This window comes from Desulfovibrio desulfuricans (genome assembly GCF_024460775.1).
Classification (GTDB): domain Bacteria; phylum Desulfobacterota; class Desulfovibrionia; order Desulfovibrionales; family Desulfovibrionaceae; genus Desulfovibrio; species Desulfovibrio desulfuricans_E.
In genome coordinates this window covers 78,215-97,026 of record NZ_JANFYZ010000010.1, presented here as the reverse complement: position 1 = coordinate 97,026, position 18,812 = coordinate 78,215, and the positions used below count along the sequence as shown (strand labels likewise).

Genomic DNA, 18,812 nt, shown 5'->3' with positions numbered 1-18,812 from the left:
CTCACAACACCGCGCCGGGAAGGCGAAATCGCACGCCACACAGGCGTCCCAAGCTTCGCCTAAGGGCGAAATAGTGCGCCCGCAGGGCTGCAACCACTCACAACACCGCGCCGGGAAGGCGAAATCGCACGCCACACAGGCGTCCCAAGCTCCGCTGGCGGGCGTAACCAAGCGCCCGAAGGGCAGCAAATATTCACAACACCATGCCGGGGAGGCGAAATCGCTCGCCGCGCAGGCACCCCAAAAAAGAGGCCAGCACTCACGCGCTGACCTCTTTCAATTGCAACGCACAGTGCGTTGGCAATGGCGATCCTTTTTAAGCCATGGGCTTGAGAGAATTGTTGTAAATGCGCGCCACGCGTTCCCGCGTGCCTTCCACAGGCGCAACGGAAATGAGCAGGCCCAGCGAAGGGGTCTGTTCCACCAGATCACAGAACTTGTCCACGTCAGCGGCGGTCACGCCGAGGTCTTCAAGCTTTTGCGGCACGCCCACACTGGCAAGCCACTGCTCTACAGCCTTGGCGGCCTGCGGAGCTTCTTCCGGCAGGCCCTTGAGGCCGGGGGCCAGGGGCGCAAGAATGTGCGCCAGCACATCGGGCCGCGCGGGGTAGCATTCCAGAATTACTGCGGGCAGCAGAACGGCAAGCCCAAGACCGTGCGACAGGTCGGGGCTGACGGCGCTCAGGGGGTGCTCAAGCGCATGCGTGAAGTGCAGCAGACCGTTATCAAAAGCCACGCCTGCCTGCATGGCGGCGTAGCACAGCTGATAGCGGGCCTTGAGGTCGCAGGGATCGGCAAGGGCGGCAGGCAGCCACTGGTGCACAAGCCGGATGGTCTCTGCCGCCAGCGAAATGGCAAAGGGGTTGGTGACAGTGGTGGTGGCGGCTTCCACCACATGATTGACGGCGTCAATGGACACATAACGCGTCTGGTCGGGTGAAAGCCCGGTCATGAGCGCGGGGTCGTCAATGGCAAAGCGGGGGTAGATGCAATCGTAAGCAATGGCGGGCTTGTAGTTCAGCTTGGTCACAGTTGCCACGGCAAAGCGATTGACTTCACTGCCGGTGCCGTGGGTGAGGTTGATGGCGATGATGGGCAGGGCCGCTTGCGGCGTAAAGCGGAAGCAGTACAGATCATCGCCAGTCTTGCCGGGGTTTGCCAGCAGGATGGCGGCGCTCTTGCCGCAGTCGATGGGGCTGCCGCCGCCTATGGCCAGCACTGCGCCCGCATTGACTGAACGGCCCAAGGCTGCGGCCTCGTCCACACTGTCGGTGGTGGGGTTGGGGGTGACGCGATTGTAGAGCGCCAACGTGACTCCGTGCTTTTGTGCTGCGGCTTCAACCTTGTCCCAAGCGCCCGTGATTTTGTATGAACGCCCACCGCAAACGCAGAGTATGGACGTGATGCCCTCGCTCTTAAGCTGGGCAAGGATATCGTCTATTTTATCAATGGCGCCAACGCCCAGATAGGTAGTTGTCTTAACGCGGATTTCCCGCACATTCTTGTAATCGGCAGCCTGATCCCACATATGATCCTCCAGTGTGCTATGGCACATATCCGCCGCGAGGGCGGGTTGATTGAAATTTTGTTATTTTTTTCACATGAAATGTTTATAAGAACTTTCGGGCAGATAGTAAAGCTCTTTGAGCGCACAAACATTTTTTTACGCAACATTGACACACGGGAGAAGCTGCGCGGCGGCATGCAGAACGGGCAATGCCAGCGCGCAGAACTTTGAGGGGAGGGTGCGTTCCGCTGTGTGCGGGAGCAATCATTATGGGGTATGCAGGCCGCGATGCTCCTACTGAGGCAAAAAAAGGAGGCCTCCTTGCGGGGGCCTCCTTCAGTAAATCAGGGAACCTGCTCGACAATGATTTTCTGAAAAATCCTTGTCGCAAAATGCGGGCAGACAGGCTTTTGCCCGCCATAAGCGAGCATTTCAGGTGTTAAATGTTCTAATGGCCGCGCAGCATCTTGACGGAGCAGAATTTGCCGCACATGGCGCAGACTTCTTCTGTCTTGTGGTCTTCGCGGCGTTTTTCGAGCATCTGCGGGTCAAGGGCGGCCTTGGACATGGCTTCCCAGTCCAGAGCCTTGCGGGCGGCGTTCATGGCAGCCTCGCGGGCAACTGCGGCGGGGCGGCCAAGGGCCACTTCGCCCACATGGGCGGCCACGCGCGAGGCCATGACGCCAGCGCGCACGTCCGCCTCGTCAGGCAGGGTAAGGTGTTCGGCCGGGGTGAGGTAGCACAGAAAGTCCACGCCAGCCTCAACGCCCATGGCGCCGCCGATGGCACCGGCAATGTGGTCATAGCCGGGGGCGCTGTCGCAGCACAGGGGGCCGAGCACGTACAGGGGGGCATTGTTGGTCAGGCGCTTGATGCCTTGAATCTGGGTGCGCACCTGATTGAGCGGCACGTGACCGGGGCCTTCGATCATGCACTGCACGCCGCGTTCAAGGGCGTATTTGGCAAGCTGGCCCAGGTTGATGACTTCTTCCCACTGGGCGGCATCGCCCGCGTCCACGCCCGCGCCGGGGCGCAGGCCGTCGCCCAGCGAAAGGGTGACATTGTAGGGGCGGCAGATGTCCAGCAGGCGGTCGTAGTATTCCAGCAGCGGATTTTCCCGGTTGTTTTCGAGCATCCAGCGGGCGAGCATGGAGCCGCCGCGCGAAACAATGCCCAGCACGCGGTTGTTTTTGACGGCCATTTCAGCGCCGCGTTTGGAAAGGCCGCAGTGCACGGTGATGAAGTCCACGCCCTGTTCAGCCTGCTTGGCGATTTCGGCAAACAGGGCATCGGGCTGCATGGTGGCGATATCCAGCTCCGCGTCCAGAATCTGCTGGCCCACGGCATAGAGCGGCACGGTGCCAAGCGGCAGGGGGCAGGCCTTGAGCATGCCGAGGCGCAGGGCGTCAAGGTCGCCCGCGATGGAAAGATCCATCACGGTGTCGGCTCCGGCATCAAGGGCGGCCTTGATTTTGCGTTCTTCCGTAGCAGGGCAGTTGCACAGGGGCGAAGTGCCGATGTTGGCGTTCACCTTGATGCGTGAGGGCTGGCCCACAAGAATGGGCTTGAGGTTGGGATGCGCGGGGTTGCCCAGCAGCACCATTGTGCCCGCCTCTATGGCTTCAACAATGGATTCGGGGGCGAGTTGTTCTTCCTCGGCCAGATTGGTGAGGTGTTTGTCCAGCAGGCCGCTCAGAGCGGAATTCTGCGAACGAAAAGATGCAGACATGGTTGTGCCTCGCGGGTTGCGACGCAGGGCGCAAAAAAAGCCACAAGCAGCGGAACAGCGTCGTGGCCGCGGCTTCCCTACGGCAGTGCGAACTGCGTCAGGTTCATAGGGTCTGGGTTTATCCCACTCTCAGCCGCCAAACCTTACGATCCGCGGCTCCCCTAGCACTGGTTACATGAATACTCCGTATGCCATCTGCTGTAAAGCCCGCCTTGCCATGCCTTGCATTTACCTGCCCCGGCTGGCATAGACGGGATATGGCAAGAAAACGTTTTTTGAGTCCCTTCACCTGGCCGGTGTTGTCATTCCTTGCGGTTATCATTGCGGGGTCAGTACTGCTCGGTCTGCCTGCAAGCTGGGCCAAGGGGCAGAGCATCAGCCCCATTAACGCCTGCTTTCTCGCAACCTCGGCTGTCTGCGTTACCGGTCTTTCGCCGCTGGACATAAGCGAGGTGCTCAGCCCTTTCGGCAAGGGGGTACTGTTGTGCCTCATCCAGACCGGCGGGCTGGGGGTCATGACCTACACAAGCATCATTTTTCTGCTGTGGCGCAATAACGTGCCCTTCAACAGCCGCGAGGCCGTAAGTCAGGCCTTGCTGTGGGGTGACTTCAGTCTTGCCGCCTTTTTGCGGCAGGTGCTTGGGCTGGTTTTTGGCATTGAGGCAGTGGCCGCATTCCTGCTCTGGCTGCACGACCCTGTATTTTTCTACCCGTTCAGCGCCGTGTTTCATGCTGTTTCAGCCTTCTGCAATGCAGGCTTTGCCCTGAGCACAACCAACCTGGCTCTCTTTCGCGATGACGTGGTCGTTAATGCCGTTATTGCGTCCAGTGTTGTTCTGGGGGGCATAGGCTTTGGCGTGCTGCGGGAATTTCTGGGCATCTGCACGGGGGGGCGCATGGGCGCGCCTGTGCGCCGCCTCAGCCGCTTCAGCCGTCTGGTGGTGAAAACAAGCCTTTCAATTATTGTTCTTGGCTGGGTGGTCATGTTCGCCATTGAGTTCTGGCGAGGGAGCGTGCCGAGAACAATGGATGGATGCGCCGATCTTGCCATCACCATGTTTTTTCATTCGGTGGTGGCGCGTACAGCAGGCTTCAGTTCCATTGACCTCGTCGTGCTGAGCGATGCCACCCTGCTGGTGTTGATAGCCCTGATGTTTATCGGCGGTGGCCCCGGTTCATGCGCTGGCGGCATCAAGGTTGTGACTTTTCGCGTGCTTGCGGGCTACATTGCCGCCCAGTTCCGGGGCGACAGCCAGATTGTGCTTGAAGGGCGCGGCGTGGCGGCTGAGAATGTCAGCCGGGCGCTGACCCTGTTTTTTGCCTATTCAATGCTTGTGGGGATTTCGGTCTTTCTGCTTGCCATCACGGAAGGTGAAGTTATTGCCGGAGCGGGCACTCAGGCCGCATCCTTTTTGCGCCTGCTGTTTGAAGAAGTTTCGGCACTTGGCACTGTAGGGCTTTCCGTAAATTTAACGCAGGATTTGAGTTCTGCGGGCAAGGGAATCATAATTTTCAGCATGTTTGCGGGCCGGGTGGGCATTTTGAGCCTGCTTATGGCGGTGCAGAGCCTGCGGTCAAAAAAGGCCTACAGCGTGGCAGAGGCCCAGCTTCCCATCGGGTAGGCGGGCCTGCCCGGTCGTGGCCTGACGGTCAGAGAGGTAATTATGGCGGAAAAAAAACTGGAAATCGGCGTTATCGGCCTTGGCAAATTTGGCCTGCGCATGGCCTCCACCCTGGTGTCGCTGGGGCATACAGTGCTTGGCATTGATATGTCCGAGGTCAGGGTGCAAAGGGCGGAAGAAGCGCTGGATACCGTATACAAGGCCGATGCCACCAATATTGCCGTACTGCGGTCGCTGCATGTGCAGGATCTGGACTGGGTGGTGATCAGCGTTGGGGAAAGCGTGGAACAGTCGTTGAGCATCACCCTCAACGTGCAGGAGCTGAACGGCCCCAAGATATGGGTAAAAGCTTCCAACGAAGAACACAAAAAAATTCTGCAACGCCTGCATGTTACCCGCGCAATGGTGCCGGAAACCGAGGCTGCCGTCATGGCGGCCCACCAGTTGACCCACCCCGGCATGCTCGACCTTATCCCCAAGTACGGCGGCATTGCCATTCAGGAACTGCGCGTGGAAGAGTGGGACGGGAAAACCCTCATTGAATTGAACCTGATACAGCAGTTCAATGTTATGGTCATGGGTATTCGCCCGGCGGGGAAAAATGCCTTTGTTTTTGTGCCGCCCGCCACAACAGTTCTGCACAAGGGAGACTCTCTTGTGGTGGCCGGAAAGGCAGATTCCATGCGCATGCTCAAACCCTGAGCCTGACCAGATGCCGAATAGAAACAAAAAAGGCCTTCCCATGAACCGGAGAAGGCCTTTTTTTACGCTATCCCTGACGGGCGGGGCGTGGTTTGCCCACATAGAAAATGAACGCGCCCAGCATGACAATGACAGCCCCGGACAGGGCGTTTTTTTCCGCGCCGGAAAAGGCGATGAGGCAGAACATGCAAGCGCCGAGCGATGCCGCAACCTTGAGCCATGCGGCCCGGTTGCGCAGACCATACCGCTTGAGCAGCGCCAGAGCAGAGTAGTAATAGGCCGGGAGCGTCAGCAGCACGGCCACGCTGGTAATGCTGTTGAACAGATCCTGCGTGTCCCCCGCGCGGCTGACAAGCATCATCAAAAGCAGCATGGCGCTCATCATGCAGGCTGAAAGAACCAGCCCTGCTACGGGCTGACCTTTGGCGTTTTTTCTGCCAAAGATGGGCGGCAGGGTTCCGTCCTGCGCGGCGCGGCAGCCAGCGTTGGAAACAAGCATTATCCATGAGCCCAGCGAGGCCAGGCAGGCAAAGGCGGTCACTGCCGAAACCATGTCCGGCACCAGATGGGCCAGGGGCAGCCCTGCGCAGATATGCCCCATTGCCAGCGAAAAGGGCGCGCCGGATTCCGCCATCTGCTTTGCGGGAAACATTCCCGATATGGCCGTGCAGGAAAGTATGTACACAAGCCCGGCCAGAGCCGTGCCGATGAGGGTGGAAAGCGGAATGTTGCGCTTGGGGTTGTCCACCACCGCTGTGTTCACCGAGGCGCTTTCAACCCCTATGAAGCTCCAGATGCAAAGCACAACGGCGCTCATGACGGAGCTGCCCGCAGGTTTGCCCCCGGCGAGCCAGTTGGCGGAAAACACCGCAGGATCAAAATACAGCCAGCCCACAGTGCCCGTAATGAATACGGGGATCAGCAGCAGGACGATCCCGATGGAAACAAGCCTGCCTATCCAGGCCGCGCCCAGAATGTTCACGCCTGTGAATATCCAGATGAGGGCCAGCGATGCGAAGCCTGCCCACAGGGGATGCTCCAGCGCGGGAAAGAATACCGAAAGATAGTCCACGCCGGTTATGGCTACGGCCAGATTGCCTATCCAGTTGGCGTGATAATAGAGCAGCCCCGTCTGATAGCCCAGCTCCGGCCCGATTTCGCTGGCATAGGCTATGGGGCCGCCCTCCTGTGGGTCTTCCATGCCCAGACGGGCAAACACATAGGCCAGGCCCATGGCTCCCAGAATGGCCACCAGCCAGCCAATGACCGATATGCTGCCGATGCCCGCAAGGTTTGCGGGCAAAAGAGCAATGCCAGACCCCATCATGTTGCCCGCCACCACAGTGATGCAGGCGAAAAGACCAAGTTTTTTAGTGCCCGGCGTGGTCATGGCTGCCGTCCTTTTGCTGCGGTTAAAAATTGCTCTCCGGCGCTCCGGGGCAGGAATCAGCGGACATGGCTACTTTTTTATGCACAATACGCTGAAGTATTTTTTGCCATCGCGTTCTATGCGTTCTACGCCGTGGATGTCGCTTTCATAACCGGGAAAGGCATTTTCAAAGTTTTGGCGCGCCTCAAGATAGGCAAATATGGGTTCCGCCGCCTCGTTCATCACCTCGCCGCCCATCATGACGGGAATGCCTGGCGGGTAGGGCACAATCATGACAGCAGGGACGCGCCCGCGCAGGTCGGCCAGTTCCACATATTCCACATTGTGGCGCACCACTTCATGGTAGGCCTCCGCAGGCCGCATGACCTGATCTGGTATGCCCTGAAAGGCTGCCTGCATCTTGTCCAGCAGCTTGTGCTCGCGGAAGTGCCGATGGATGGCGTTGCTGTGATCTCTGAGGCCAATACCTTTGTATGTTTCAGGAAAGGCGGCGTAGAGATCGGGCAGGGCCACGCTCAGCGGGGCATTGGCGTCATAGAGCTGCTTGAATTTGAGCAGGCCCGAGATGAGCGCCCCTTCCTTGGCCTTGGTGGTACCGATGGAGTTGAGCAGCAAAAAGGAATAATAGTCGGTTTTTTCGCACACCACGCGGTGCCGTATCAGGTAGTTGGTGACAATAGCAGCCGGAATGCCCGTATCCGCCATTGTGCCGTCTTCCGCAAGGCCGGGCGTGATGAAGGTCAGCTTGATGGGGTCAAGCATGACGTAATCCGGCTCAATATCGTCAAATCCGTGCCAGTTGTTGTCGCTGTTCAGCACCCAGGGAAGCTGGTTTTCTGCCAGATATTCGGCGGGCACTTCCAGAAAGTCATGCATACCCTTCTGATAAGGAACCCTTCTGGGCTGCCACATGCTGAAAAACCAGTCGCCCCTGGCGGTCATTTCCCGCTCCATGAGGGTGATCTTGCGGCGGATGCGAACGGCCTCGGCAATGGTGTCGCGCAGCAGCACCTCGCCGTCGTCGTCCATCATCTTGGTGGCCACATCGAGCGAGGCGATCATGTTGTATTGTGGCGATGTGGAGCCGTGCATCATGTAGGATTCGTTGAGTTCATCGCGGTTGATCCGCACATGCGTACCGTGCTTTACGTGCAGCATGGAGGCCTGCGAAAAGGCCGTGAGCAGCTTGTGGGTGGACTGCGAGCAGAAAATGGGCGGATGATCGGCCACATTGTCGGCATCCGTCATGCCATAGTGGTTCTCATACATGGGGCTGAAACGGGCGTATGCGTACCACGCCTCGTCAAAGTGCAGGTTGTCCACGCTCTTGCGGAGCTGCTTCTTGATGTTGGTCACATTGTAGCACAGCCCGTCATAGGTGGAGTTGGTGAGGGCGGACATCTTGACCCGGCAGCTTTTCAGCTCGTCAGGAATGAGCTTGTTGGCGGCGATTTTTTTATGGATGCTTTTTTCTGAAAATTCGGAAAGCCTGCACGGCCCGATGATGCCGCGCCGGTTGCGCCGTGGCGTCATATACACGGGGTATGCCTCGGTAATGACCATGGCATAGTTGAGCGATTTGTGACAGTTGCGGTCAACAAAGGCTATATCGTCACGCAGCACCTGGCTGCGCCAGATGATCTGGTTGACGTTGGAGGTGCCGTTGAGCACATAAAAAGTTATGTCCGCCCCAAAGACTCTGGCGGAATTTTCTTCCGCATCGCCAACAGGGCCGTTGTGGTCAAGCAGGGAGCCAAGCTCGGGAACGGAAATGGAAAGGTCGGCGCGGAAGACGTTTTCGCCAAAAAACTTGTGCATGGCCACTCCTGCGGGGCTTTTGAGAAAGCCCTCGCCGCCCATGTGACCGGGCGTGTGCCATGCGTATTTGTATTCATTGGCGTAGCGGGCCATGCCGCCGAAAAAGGCCGGATACACCGTTTGCAGGTAATCGCTGACCAGCACTTCGATGCGTCCGGCCAGAAAATCCACGGTATCTGTTATCTTCCAGATGCAGTCGTCCACCTTGGAAAGAACATCCGTGGGCAGATTCTCCAGCTCGGAATGATCAGTGAGCAGCACAACCGGGATGGTTTTGTTGCGCAGGCGGATGTTCTCAAGCAACTCCGCTGCCGTTGCCTGCTCTCCGGGGTCTTCGCACTGTATGTCCCAGTCTATGATAACAGTTCCAAGGTCTGCGCGGGATGCAAAAATATTTATAGCGTCTTCATATCGCAGGGATATGAGAACAGAGCATCCCTTGTTTTCCACAAGCTGCTTTTTCAGGTCGCGCAGTCTGCAACCTTCATCTGTTGCCGCGTCAAATTCACCAGAAACAATCAGTACAGGCCATTCATGCTTGTCTATGGGCATTGGCGCGCTCCTTACCATTACAGCGGCAAGTAGAGGGTGTGCGCAGCAGGGGATGCCTGCGCATGATGACGGTGTGTTGTGCAGACTGAATGCCTATCTGTCTGTTTGTCTTTTATCGCTCAAAGTATAAACTTTGTCCATTTCTGTCTGGCTAAGGTTCAATAAAAATTATGCATTTTCCGTGAGGGCTTATGCAATATATTGAAGCGTCATTGCGGAATACTCTGGATATTTTTTAATATAACCCGCCATCGCGCGCGGGTTTGCACCTGTAGCGCATTTATGGAGCATCTTGGTAGTTGGTGTACGGCGTGGTTCATGTTGTCAACCGTATGCAGGATTGCGCATGTTTGCGCGCGGAGCGAGGGCGAGGCTTGGGGGAAATCAGCGGCTGGGGGAGGCGTCCTCGCCAGGCAGCGCCCACCATGGCAAGCTCCGCCACGCGGCGTTGAGCGCCTTTTCACGCGCGGGCCATTGGGGCGAAAAGCGGGCTAGCTCCTCCCTGTAGGCCGGGGAATGATCCATATGACGCAAGTGGCACAACTCATGCCAGCACAAGTGCTCCAGCAGCGGGGCTGGCAGAAGCAGGGCGCGCCAGTTGAGGCTGATGCGTCCCTCCGGATGTGCAGGGACGAGGGCTGAGCCGCTTTGGGCAAAGGATGGGGCCGCGTCATATGCGGCGGGCAGGGGCGGGGTGGAAAAAAAGTTGCGGATGCGCGTGGTGAGCTGTTCCAGCGATCTGGGGCGACCAAAAGCCCCTTGCGGCAGCTTTGACCGTTGCGCTACGGGCTGAGGGGGGCGGCCCCGGCGCAGGCGGGAGCAACTGCCCCAGCGTCCGCTCTGGTCCCGCACGCTGACACCCGCAAGGGCAAAGCCTTCCGTTGTCGCAAGCTGCTCCAGATACGGCGGCAGCAGGCGTGCTGCTTTTTTGCGGCACCACTGGCGCAAGGCCTGCGCGCATAAAGAGATGTCATCCACGGCGCCATACAGGCGCACCTGATCCGAACTTTCCACCAGCAGCAAACGCCGTGCACCGTTGGCAACCTGTACCGTGGCAGTTTTGCCGGTTTGCGCCGTGGCGGCTTTGCGCCCTGCTGCCATATCGCCACCGGGTACAACGGCAAAAAATTCACCTGTGAGCGGCAGGGTGATGCTGGGCGGCAACTGGGGGGCGGGCACCCTGCGCAGCAGGGTTGTGCGGGCGCGCTCCAGCCAGGGCAAAAAGAGCGGCAGGCTTGATTGGAGTTGTGCTGGTCCCATGGTCAGCGGGATAGTCAGCACAAGGCCGCCCCGAGGCGTGAGCGACAGCTTTGCCCTGCGCGAACGGGTTGAAAGGCGCACTGCCGCCGTCAGGCGCGTGCCATCGGCCAGGGTAAATTCTACCGTGGCGGGCAGGTCGTGAAGGGGGGCGGCAGGGACTTTGCGGGCAGGCATGCAGCAAAGCTGCCATAGGCGGCCAAGGCTGTAAAGACTGCCTGCGGCATGGTTGTTGCTGTACTACCTGCGGAAAGGTGCATCCGGCAGATTTTGCCGGGTGCAAACCCGTTGGGCAGCCGCACCCAGGGTTTCTGTGGGGGAGCCACTATTAAAAATGATGCGGCATTTCGCAGCTAAGATTACTGCGGGGGGCGTCATATGAGTGCAACAGGGATTGGCAATCTGTTGGGTTCCAGCAACGCTGAGGCGGTTTACAAGGTTGGTCTGGGGTCGAATACCATCCGTACGCGCAGCGATTCGTCCGATTCAGGCGACACCGTTGATATATCTGATGAAGCCAAGAAGCTTTTTTCTGAAAAGATCCACATGTACGACAAAGGCTCGTCAACGGCTGCAACATCGCAATCTGCGGAAGACAAGGGCGATACTTCTGCCGAAACTGCCGATGGTGAAACCGGCAAAGCTGGTGGCGGTGGTTCGACCAAGGCCGGGGGCGCTGGCGGTGGCGGTAGCGACAGTTCTTCCGATCCTACCGAGAAGATCAAGAAGCAGATTGAGGCCCTGAAGAGCCAGCTTTCCAGCCTGGCCAGCCACGCTGGCAGCGGCAGCAGCGCGGCGGTGGAAAGCAAAATCCAGTCGCTCGAGTCGCAGATTGCGGCTCTCGAAGCACAGCTTGCCGAAGCGGAGTCTACTTCTGCTTGACATAGGAATGATTCCTGATTAGAGTGGTTCAACAAGAGGGGCGCTATTGACCATGCTCTTCTTTGCCGTTGCGCCAATAGGCGCGCAGCCACCAATCATTCCAAGGAGAAGACGCTATGAAATCGCTGAAAGGCAGCCAGACGGAAAAAAATATTCTTACAGCCTTTGCTGGTGAATCTCAGGCGCGTAACCGCTATGACTACTTTGCCGGGCGGGCCAAGAATGACGGTTTTGTGCTGGTGCAGGAAATTTTTGTAGAAACTGCCTTGCAGGAAAAAGAACACGCCAAGCGCCTGTTCAAGTTCCTTGAAGGTGGAGATGTGGAAATCACGGCGGCGTATCCTGCCGGGGTCATCGCTGACAGCGAGGCCAACCTTATCGCAGCCGCCAGTGGCGAAAACCACGAGCACACCGTCATGTATCCTGAATTTGCGGCTACGGCTGACAAAGAAGGTTTTTCTGAGGTTGCTGCCGTCATGCGCCAGATCGCCGTTGCCGAGGCCTACCATGAAAAGCGTTTTCTTACGCTTGCCAAGGATATCAAGGAAGGGCGCATGTTCATGCGCACCAAGCCTACGGTATGGCGTTGCCTGAACTGCGGCTGTCTTGTGGAGGGTGACCACGCTCCCGAGATGTGCCCCGCGTGTGCGCATCCCAAGGCCTACTTTGCAGAGCTTAACTACACGTTCTAGGCGGCATCGGCTCCGGGATTTTTTGTCTTGCCCGTTTTCACACCGAGGCTGACAGCACGCGATGTGTGCCAAAGGCACTCGCCGGACGAGATGATGTTTTTCACGTAACCACCTTGAATTATTGTCTACAGGTATCAGTCGAGCTGCGTCGACCACAAGCGCCAAATCTTTTGGGTCTGGCGCTTTTTTTTTTTTGCGAAGCGGCATGCGTCTGACGCAGAGCCGTCACCGTTGAGGGGCAGCATGCTGATGCGTGCCTTGTTGGATTTGAAAAGTAATCAACTATTTATTATGCAAAGTTTTTGCGTGTAAATATAGTTCGGGCAGTTGTCTTTTGCTGTTTCCCGCCATTTGAAAGGTATCTAAATATCTTGCAGGACTGGGGCTAAGTGGTTACAGCTAGTAAAAGGCATGTCGTTATATGGGTGGGGAAGGGACTCTGCCATCTATGTAATGTGGTCCATACTGGTCGATATGCCCACAAGCGGGAGAATGCGGACGGTGCATTTTTCAAGCTGAGGAGTCAACCGTGAAACAGATTATCTGGGGAGCCCTTTTTTCCCTGCTTTTGGCAACGGCGGCCACAGCGGCTGAAACCGGTTATCCCCCACCCCCGCCAGCGGGAAAGCCGCTTTCGGTCGAGGATTCCATCTATGGAGTGCTGCGTAATCACCATAATCTGCGGGGCATGATCGAAAACCGTGAGGTGCTGGATCATGAAGTAAGGCGCGCTCAGGCTGGCTTTGGCCCCCGCGTTGACGTTACAGGGCAGGCTGGCGGCAGCGTCTTGAGCGATTCGAGCACCCGCAGCCAGAACCTTGATTCGCAGATGTGGGGCAAGGTGGGCTACAGCGCTCAGCTTGTGCAACCCATATGGGATGGTTTTGCCACCCGTTCGCGCGTCCGTACTGCCAAATCCACTCTCGAATCCCAAAAGTACCGTGTATTCGATACGGCGACATCGCTTTCTCTTGATGCGATTATCGCCCATATTGATTTGCTGCGCCGCAGAAAAATCTACGAACTTTCCGAAGAAAACGTGGCCCACCACAAGTCTCTTGTGGGGCAGGCCCAGGATCGCGCCAGCCTTGGCGCGGACACTGCCGCAGACGTAACCCAGGCGCAGTCGCGCTTGCAGCGGGCGCTTTCAAGCCTTTCTGAAGCCAAGGCATCCCTGCTTGTGGCCGAGGAAACCTATACCCGGCTTACCGGCTTGCCAGCGGCCAGCCGCTTGCAGACCGTGACCATGCCGCCCCAGCTTTACACCGCATCGCAGGCTGTTCTGGAAAAGGCCAAAAAAAGCAATCCCAAACTCGCTGCCTATTTGCAGGATATCCGTGCTTCGCGGGCCGAGCGCGAATTGGCGGATTCGGCCTTTTCTCCCGCGCTCAATCTTGAAGCTGGCCCCAACTATACCAACCTTGGCGGCACAAGTGATCGCTGGGTGTACAGTTTTGACGTCATGGGCGTAGTGCGCTGGAATATCTTCAACAGCGGGGCAGACGTGGCTGAACGCCGCGCCGCCTCAGCCCGCATGCGCCAGTCGCGCCAGGTGATGTACAATTTTATTGATGATCTCAAGCTGGATGTGGACAGCACCTGGGTCAACTATCTTGCTGCCCAGGAACAGTACAACCACTATTCCAAGGCCATAGAATACAACAGGTACACGCGCACCGCCTATATCGAACAGTTCCAGATTGGCAAGCGCAGTATTCTGGATGTGCTGGATACAGAAAGTGAGCTGTACAACTCTGCAACCCAGGCAGAAACCGCACGGGGCAATATTCTTGTGGGCGCGTACAGGCTTTCGGCGCTCACTGGCAATATGCTGCCAGAAATGTCCATCAATACCGGCCCGCTTGGGCAGAGCGCACCCAAGGAACCGGAAGATCCCCGCGAGGAGTTCGCTCCTGGCTGGTTCAACTGATAATCCATTCCGCATGCCCCGGTTAAGCCGGGGCATGCGGCGCTTATGTAAAGGGCGCAAATCCTTCTTTACCAGGCCGGGATCCTTGGCTGGCCCATGCGGCGCGCCTTGTGCCTCTGGTCTGTAAAGTGAACTCCCTCGGGGTAGGGGCTTTGCCGCTCTGCGTGATGATAACGAAATGATGATGCCGATTTATCCCCATCGGCATCAATGGAATATGCATGGATACAATTTCTACGGATTCAGAAGAAAAGGCACAGCTCACATCACCTGAACAGAAATCCGGCGGCAGGCGGGCTCCGCAAAAGCCAGCAGAGGCGGCACCGGAGCAAGCCTCCAGCCTTGCAGGACACAACTCAACCGAGGTTCCGCGCACAGCGCCGACCATGGGACCGTTGCGGCCTTCAGACGTGGACTTTATGCCCGGCTTGTTGCGCAGCCTTTCGGTCTTGATGCGCCTGCGCGGGCGGGTAGTGTCGCCGCATGTGCTCATGGCCGGGCTTTCGGGCAGCAAGGTAACGCCTCAGGCCTGCCTGCGGGCGGCCCGCAAGGCGGGCCTGGCCGGGCGTATCGCTTATCGCCCTGATATCGCAGATATTCCAGGCCTTGTGCTGCCGTGCATTCTGTTGCTCTCCCACGACCGTTCGTGCGTGCTCACCGCCCTTGACGGCGACATGGCCGAGGTGATTTTTCCGGAAACCAGCGAAAGCACGCAGTTGGTGCCAGTAGAGGCATTGACGGACGAATACTCCGGCTATGCGCTCTTTGCCGCAGTGGAGGCAGCGCCGGATGACCGTTCCGAACACCTCAGCATTGCCCGCGGCAAGCGCTGGTTCTGGGATGTGCTGCGGTACTATGCGCCCATCTACAGGCACGTGGCCCTGGCCAGCGTGGTCATAAACCTCATTGCAGTGGGCAGCCCGCTGTTTGTCATGAATGTCTATGACCGCGTGGTTCCCAACAATGCCATTGAAACATTGTGGGTTCTTGCCAGCGGCATCTGCATTATCTACATGTTCAATTTTCTGCTTTCGGCCCTGCGCACGCATTTTGTGGATGTGGCTGGCCGCAATGCGGATATCGTTCTTTCCAGTTCGCTGGTGGAGAAGGTGCTTTCCATGCGGCTGGATGCCAAGCCCGAATCCACCGGGGCGCTGGTGAACAACCTGCGCGAGTTTGAGCAGTTGCGCGAATTTTTTAGTTCCTCAAGTCTGCTTGCCTGCATCGACCTGCCTTTTCTGGTTATTTTTCTGCTGCTTACGGCCTTCATTGGCGGCCCTATGGTGCTGCTGTCCATTGGGGCAATGCCCATCATGATCGGCATTGGCCTGCTGCTTCAGCACCGTTCGCGCATGAGCGCCGAGGCCAGCTACAAGCAGAACATGCAAAAAAATGCTCTGCTGGTGGAAATTGTGGGCGGGCTGGAAACTCTCAAGTCCTGCATGGCTGAAAGCCGCATGCAGAAGCTGTGGGAATCTGTGGTAGGCCTTTCGGCCCGCTCCAACAGTGAATCCCGCAAGTATAACAACCTCGCTGTCACATCTTCCATGCTCATTACCCAGCTTGTTACTGTGGCCATGGTGGTGTGGGGCGTGTACCGCATATCTGATGGCCTCATGACCATGGGCGCGCTTATCGGCTGCAATATCCTGGTGGGGCGCACCATGGCCCCGCTGCTCCAGATGGCCTCGCTGCTCACCCGTTTGCAAAATTCGCATGTGGCCCTCAAGGCGCTGGACATGCTGATGATGCTGCCTTCTGAAAATCAGACGGAAAAAACCTGCATGGATTTTGGCATGTTGCGGCCTTCGTTCGCTCTTGAAGGTGTTTCTTTTGCCTATCCCCGGCAGGAACGCCTGGCTCTGGAGCATGTTTCACTGCGCATCGAGCCGGGAGAACGCGTGGGCATTATCGGACCCATGGGATCGGGCAAAAGCACGCTGTCAAAGCTCCTCATCGGCCTTTACCAGCCCAAGGAAGGGGCGGTGAAGTTCGGCGACGTGGACATCAGGCAGATTCCCAGCATGGAACTGCGTGGCCGCGTGGGCGTGCTGCCGCAGGATGTGGTGCTGTTTTACGGCAGCATTCGCGACAACATCGCCCTGGGGGATCCCACCATCAACGATCACCTCATTCTGCGCGCTGCCTCCCTGGCTGGCGTCACAGACTTTTTGCGCAACAATCCCGCTGGGTTTGCCGCGCAGGTGGGCGAGCAGGGCAAGGCGCTTTCTGGCGGGCAGCGTCAGGCGGTGCCCCTTGCGCGCGCTTTGGTGCGCGACCCTGAGGTGCTCATTCTGGACGAGCCCACCAGCAATATGGACACGGATTCAGAAATGCTGCTGCAAAAAAGGCTGCAATCGGTCATTGGCGGGCGCACCCTTGTGCTTGTGACCCACCGGCTCTCCATGCTGCGCATAGTGGATCGGCTCATTGTTATGGAAGGCGGACAGATCAAGCTGGACGGCCCCCGCGATGCTGTATTGCAGAGCCTGCGCGACCGTTCGAAAAAGAACGTGACCAATGTGCAACAGACTGCCCCGCAGGAAAAATCTGCGAACGCCTTTGCCCATGCCGCCAACGCCTGAAAAATTCGGCTTTGCTGAAGACCTTGGCTTTTTGTTTTGAAATGACCGCCCAGCGGTTTTTGGAGAAGGGCGCATGCAGTTGCCACAGAAGACTATGGATATGACCGGGGCTGAAAGTCAGCCAGAACATAAAGCAGGGGCGCAATGCGGCACGTCAAAGCCCGATGTGCTCCTGCCTCCTGGCATGGAGCCTTCGGTCTTTCCGCAGCCGGGCGGCATGCCGGGCATGCCCTTTGGCTCGCATTTTTCACGGCCCAATATTGACGCGCCCCTGCCATCAATGCCCGGCAGCGATAACATGCTGGAACCTGCCGCTGATTTTGGCGCGGCCGCGCCGCTCGGGTCAGGCCCGGATGCGGGCGCTGGCCGATTGCCTGATCTGGATGCGCTGATGGCAGATCTGGGCCAGAATGCCGGAGACATGCAGCCCATGGGGCTGGATGCTGCCGCTGCCAAAAAGAAAGAACCGGGCAATCTTGAGCTTTTTTTGCGTCAGTTGCTGCGGGGCGGGGAGCACGAACAGCGCCCGGATAAAAGCCTGAAGCAGTCGTTGCATGAAACTGTAGACAGAATTTTGGGCAAGGGCGGTCAGCAGGGAGCTGGCGGCATGGCGAACGCTCTGCAGCAAGGCACTCCCGGTCTGTTCGCAGCCATGGACGCGCCCCTGCGCGGCCTGACGCCCGATGATATCCTTTTTGCCAACGAAGTGGACGCCGCCCTCGCCCGGCGGCCCAAGTTCGGCGTGCGCGCGCTGTCCATCAGCGTGGCAGCGTTTTTTCTATGTCTGATCATCTGGGCGGCTGTTGCCAGCGTGGATGAAGTGACCCATGCGGAAGGTTCGGTTGTTGGTTCGCAACGCACCCAGACCATCCAGAACCTTGAGGGCGGTATTCTGCGTGCAGTGCTTGTGCACGAAGGGCAGATTGTGGACAAAGGGGCGGTGCTGGCGCAACTGGACAATGAGATGGCCGAAAGCGCCTACCGCGACGCCGTAAACAAGGCCATGGAAAACAGCCTCGCCATCATCCGCCTTGAAGCCGAGATCAAGGGCGACAAGCCTGTTTTTCCAGAAAATTTTGACATGTGGGCAGAAAAAGTCATTGGCCGCAGGGTTGAGGCCGGCATGCTGGGGCGCATTCACCAGATCATTCAGGATCAGGAAAATGCCTGGCACAGCCGCCGTGAACAGCTCAACGCGGAAATTGATGTTCTACAGTCCCAATATGTGCAGCGCCTGCATGATGTGGAAGAACTGACTGCCCGCAAGGTGCAGCTCGACCGCAGCCTCGAGCTTTCTATCGAGCAAAAGAATACGGCCTACGCCCTTGTGCAGCGCAACAACTTTTCCAAGCTGGAATATCTCGGCATGCAGCAAAAGGTTGTGGAATTGCAGGGCCAGATAGATTCCCTTGCCGCCACAATCCCCAAGGCCAAGGCCGCGGCGGACGAATCCAAGCAGCGCATAGCATCCCGCAGGGCCGAGCAGATTGCAGCGGTTACTGACGAGATCAACAAGCGCAGGCAGGAACTCAATTCACTGCGCGAAAATCTTTCGGCAGGGCGCGACCGCGTAACCCGCACGGAACTGCGCGCGCCTGTGCGCAGCACGGTCAAGCAGATATACATTTCCACCGTGGGCGGCGTGGTCAAACCCGGCGAACCCATCATGGACCTTGTGCCGCTTGACGACACACTGGTCGTGGAAGCCAAGGTCAAACCGCAGGATGTGGCCTTTCTGCGCCCGGGACAGAATGTCATGGTCAAGGTTTCAGCCTATGATTTCTCCATTTACGGCGGGATTGAAGGCAAGCTTGAATCCATCAGCGCCGATACCATTGAAGACAAAAGGGGCGAGCACTTTTATCTTGTAAAGATCCGCACCCAGAAAAACGCCATTGTCTACCATAACGAATCTCTGCCCATTATGCCGGGCATGGTGGTGACGGCAGACATTATGATCGGCAAGAAAACCGTGCTGGATTATCTGCTCAAGCCCATTCTCAAGGCCAAGCAGAATGCCCTGCGCGAGCGGTAGAACGAAAATGCGGGCAGACTGGCTTTAGCCTGCGCAAGCCAGCATTTTCAGTGTTCAATGATTCAGAAATCGGCGCGGTCTGGGGCAAGCCGTTCGGGCATGTACCCTCTG

The 18,812-nt window shown here is 57.8% G+C and carries 12 protein-coding genes and 1 riboswitch; of the genes, 7 read left to right on the top strand and 5 right to left on the bottom strand.

What is annotated here, in order from left to right; all coding sequences use genetic code 11:
* Window positions 1-316: 316 nt before the first annotated feature.
* Both NE637_RS11970 and thiC read right to left on the bottom strand, forming a co-directional pair.
* On the bottom strand, window positions 317-1,528 hold the full coding sequence (locus tag NE637_RS11970; RefSeq protein ID WP_227118839.1) for an iron-containing alcohol dehydrogenase: 1,212 nt from the start codon (window positions 1,526-1,528) through the stop codon (window positions 317-319).
* 427 nt (window positions 1,529-1,955) lie between these two features.
* A complete protein-coding gene (gene thiC, locus NE637_RS11965) occupies window positions 1,956-3,236 on the bottom strand; it encodes a phosphomethylpyrimidine synthase ThiC (RefSeq protein ID WP_192113305.1) in 1,281 nt (426 codons plus the stop codon).
* A 57-nt stretch (window positions 3,237-3,293) separates the two neighbouring features.
* Window positions 3,294-3,409: riboswitch (TPP riboswitch) on the bottom strand.
* Between the two features lie 84 nt (window positions 3,410-3,493).
* Here thiC and NE637_RS11960 point away from each other — a divergent pair.
* The gene (locus NE637_RS11960) at window positions 3,494-4,858 is read left to right on the top strand and encodes a TrkH family potassium uptake protein (RefSeq protein ID WP_227118838.1); all 1,365 of its coding nucleotides are present in this window, start codon (window positions 3,494-3,496) and stop codon (window positions 4,856-4,858) included.
* 42 nt (window positions 4,859-4,900) lie between these two features.
* Complete coding sequence (locus tag NE637_RS11955; RefSeq protein WP_192113307.1) at window positions 4,901-5,560, top strand: potassium channel family protein; 660 nt, start codon at window positions 4,901-4,903, stop codon at window positions 5,558-5,560.
* Between the two features lie 67 nt (window positions 5,561-5,627).
* Here NE637_RS11955 and NE637_RS11950 read toward each other — a convergent pair whose 3' ends face one another.
* The 3 genes from NE637_RS11950 to NE637_RS11940 form a co-directional block, all read right to left on the bottom strand.
* Window positions 5,628-6,950, bottom strand: a complete 1,323-nt coding sequence (locus tag NE637_RS11950) for an amino acid permease (RefSeq protein ID WP_227118837.1) — start codon at window positions 6,948-6,950, stop codon at window positions 5,628-5,630.
* 69 nt (window positions 6,951-7,019) lie between these two features.
* Window positions 7,020-9,320: an Orn/Lys/Arg family decarboxylase gene (locus NE637_RS11945; protein WP_192113309.1), complete on the bottom strand. Its 2,301-nt coding sequence runs from the start codon at window positions 9,318-9,320 to the stop codon at window positions 7,020-7,022.
* A 384-nt stretch (window positions 9,321-9,704) separates the two neighbouring features.
* On the bottom strand, window positions 9,705-10,754 hold the full coding sequence (locus tag NE637_RS11940; protein ID WP_227118836.1) for a M48 family metallopeptidase: 1,050 nt from the start codon (window positions 10,752-10,754) through the stop codon (window positions 9,705-9,707).
* A gap of 201 nt (window positions 10,755-10,955) precedes the next feature.
* Here NE637_RS11940 and NE637_RS11935 point away from each other — a divergent pair, with 201 nt between their 5' ends.
* The 5 genes from NE637_RS11935 (at window position 10,956) to NE637_RS11915 (ending at window position 18,701) form a co-directional block, all read left to right on the top strand.
* Window positions 10,956-11,459, top strand: coding sequence for a FlxA-like family protein (locus NE637_RS11935; protein ID WP_227118835.1), 504 nt, complete (start codon window positions 10,956-10,958; stop codon window positions 11,457-11,459).
* A 116-nt stretch (window positions 11,460-11,575) separates the two neighbouring features.
* On the top strand, window positions 11,576-12,151 hold the full coding sequence (rbr, locus tag NE637_RS11930; protein ID WP_192113312.1) for a rubrerythrin: 576 nt from the start codon (window positions 11,576-11,578) through the stop codon (window positions 12,149-12,151).
* A gap of 529 nt (window positions 12,152-12,680) precedes the next feature.
* Window positions 12,681-14,081, top strand: coding sequence for a TolC family protein (locus NE637_RS11925; protein WP_227118834.1), 1,401 nt, complete (start codon window positions 12,681-12,683; stop codon window positions 14,079-14,081).
* Between the two features lie 221 nt (window positions 14,082-14,302).
* Window positions 14,303-16,666, top strand: coding sequence for a type I secretion system permease/ATPase (locus tag NE637_RS11920; RefSeq protein ID WP_256267744.1), 2,364 nt, complete (start codon window positions 14,303-14,305; stop codon window positions 16,664-16,666).
* 73 nt (window positions 16,667-16,739) lie between these two features.
* On the top strand, window positions 16,740-18,701 hold the full coding sequence (locus NE637_RS11915; RefSeq protein WP_227118832.1) for an HlyD family type I secretion periplasmic adaptor subunit: 1,962 nt from the start codon (window positions 16,740-16,742) through the stop codon (window positions 18,699-18,701).
* Window positions 18,702-18,812: the final 111 nt, after the last annotated feature.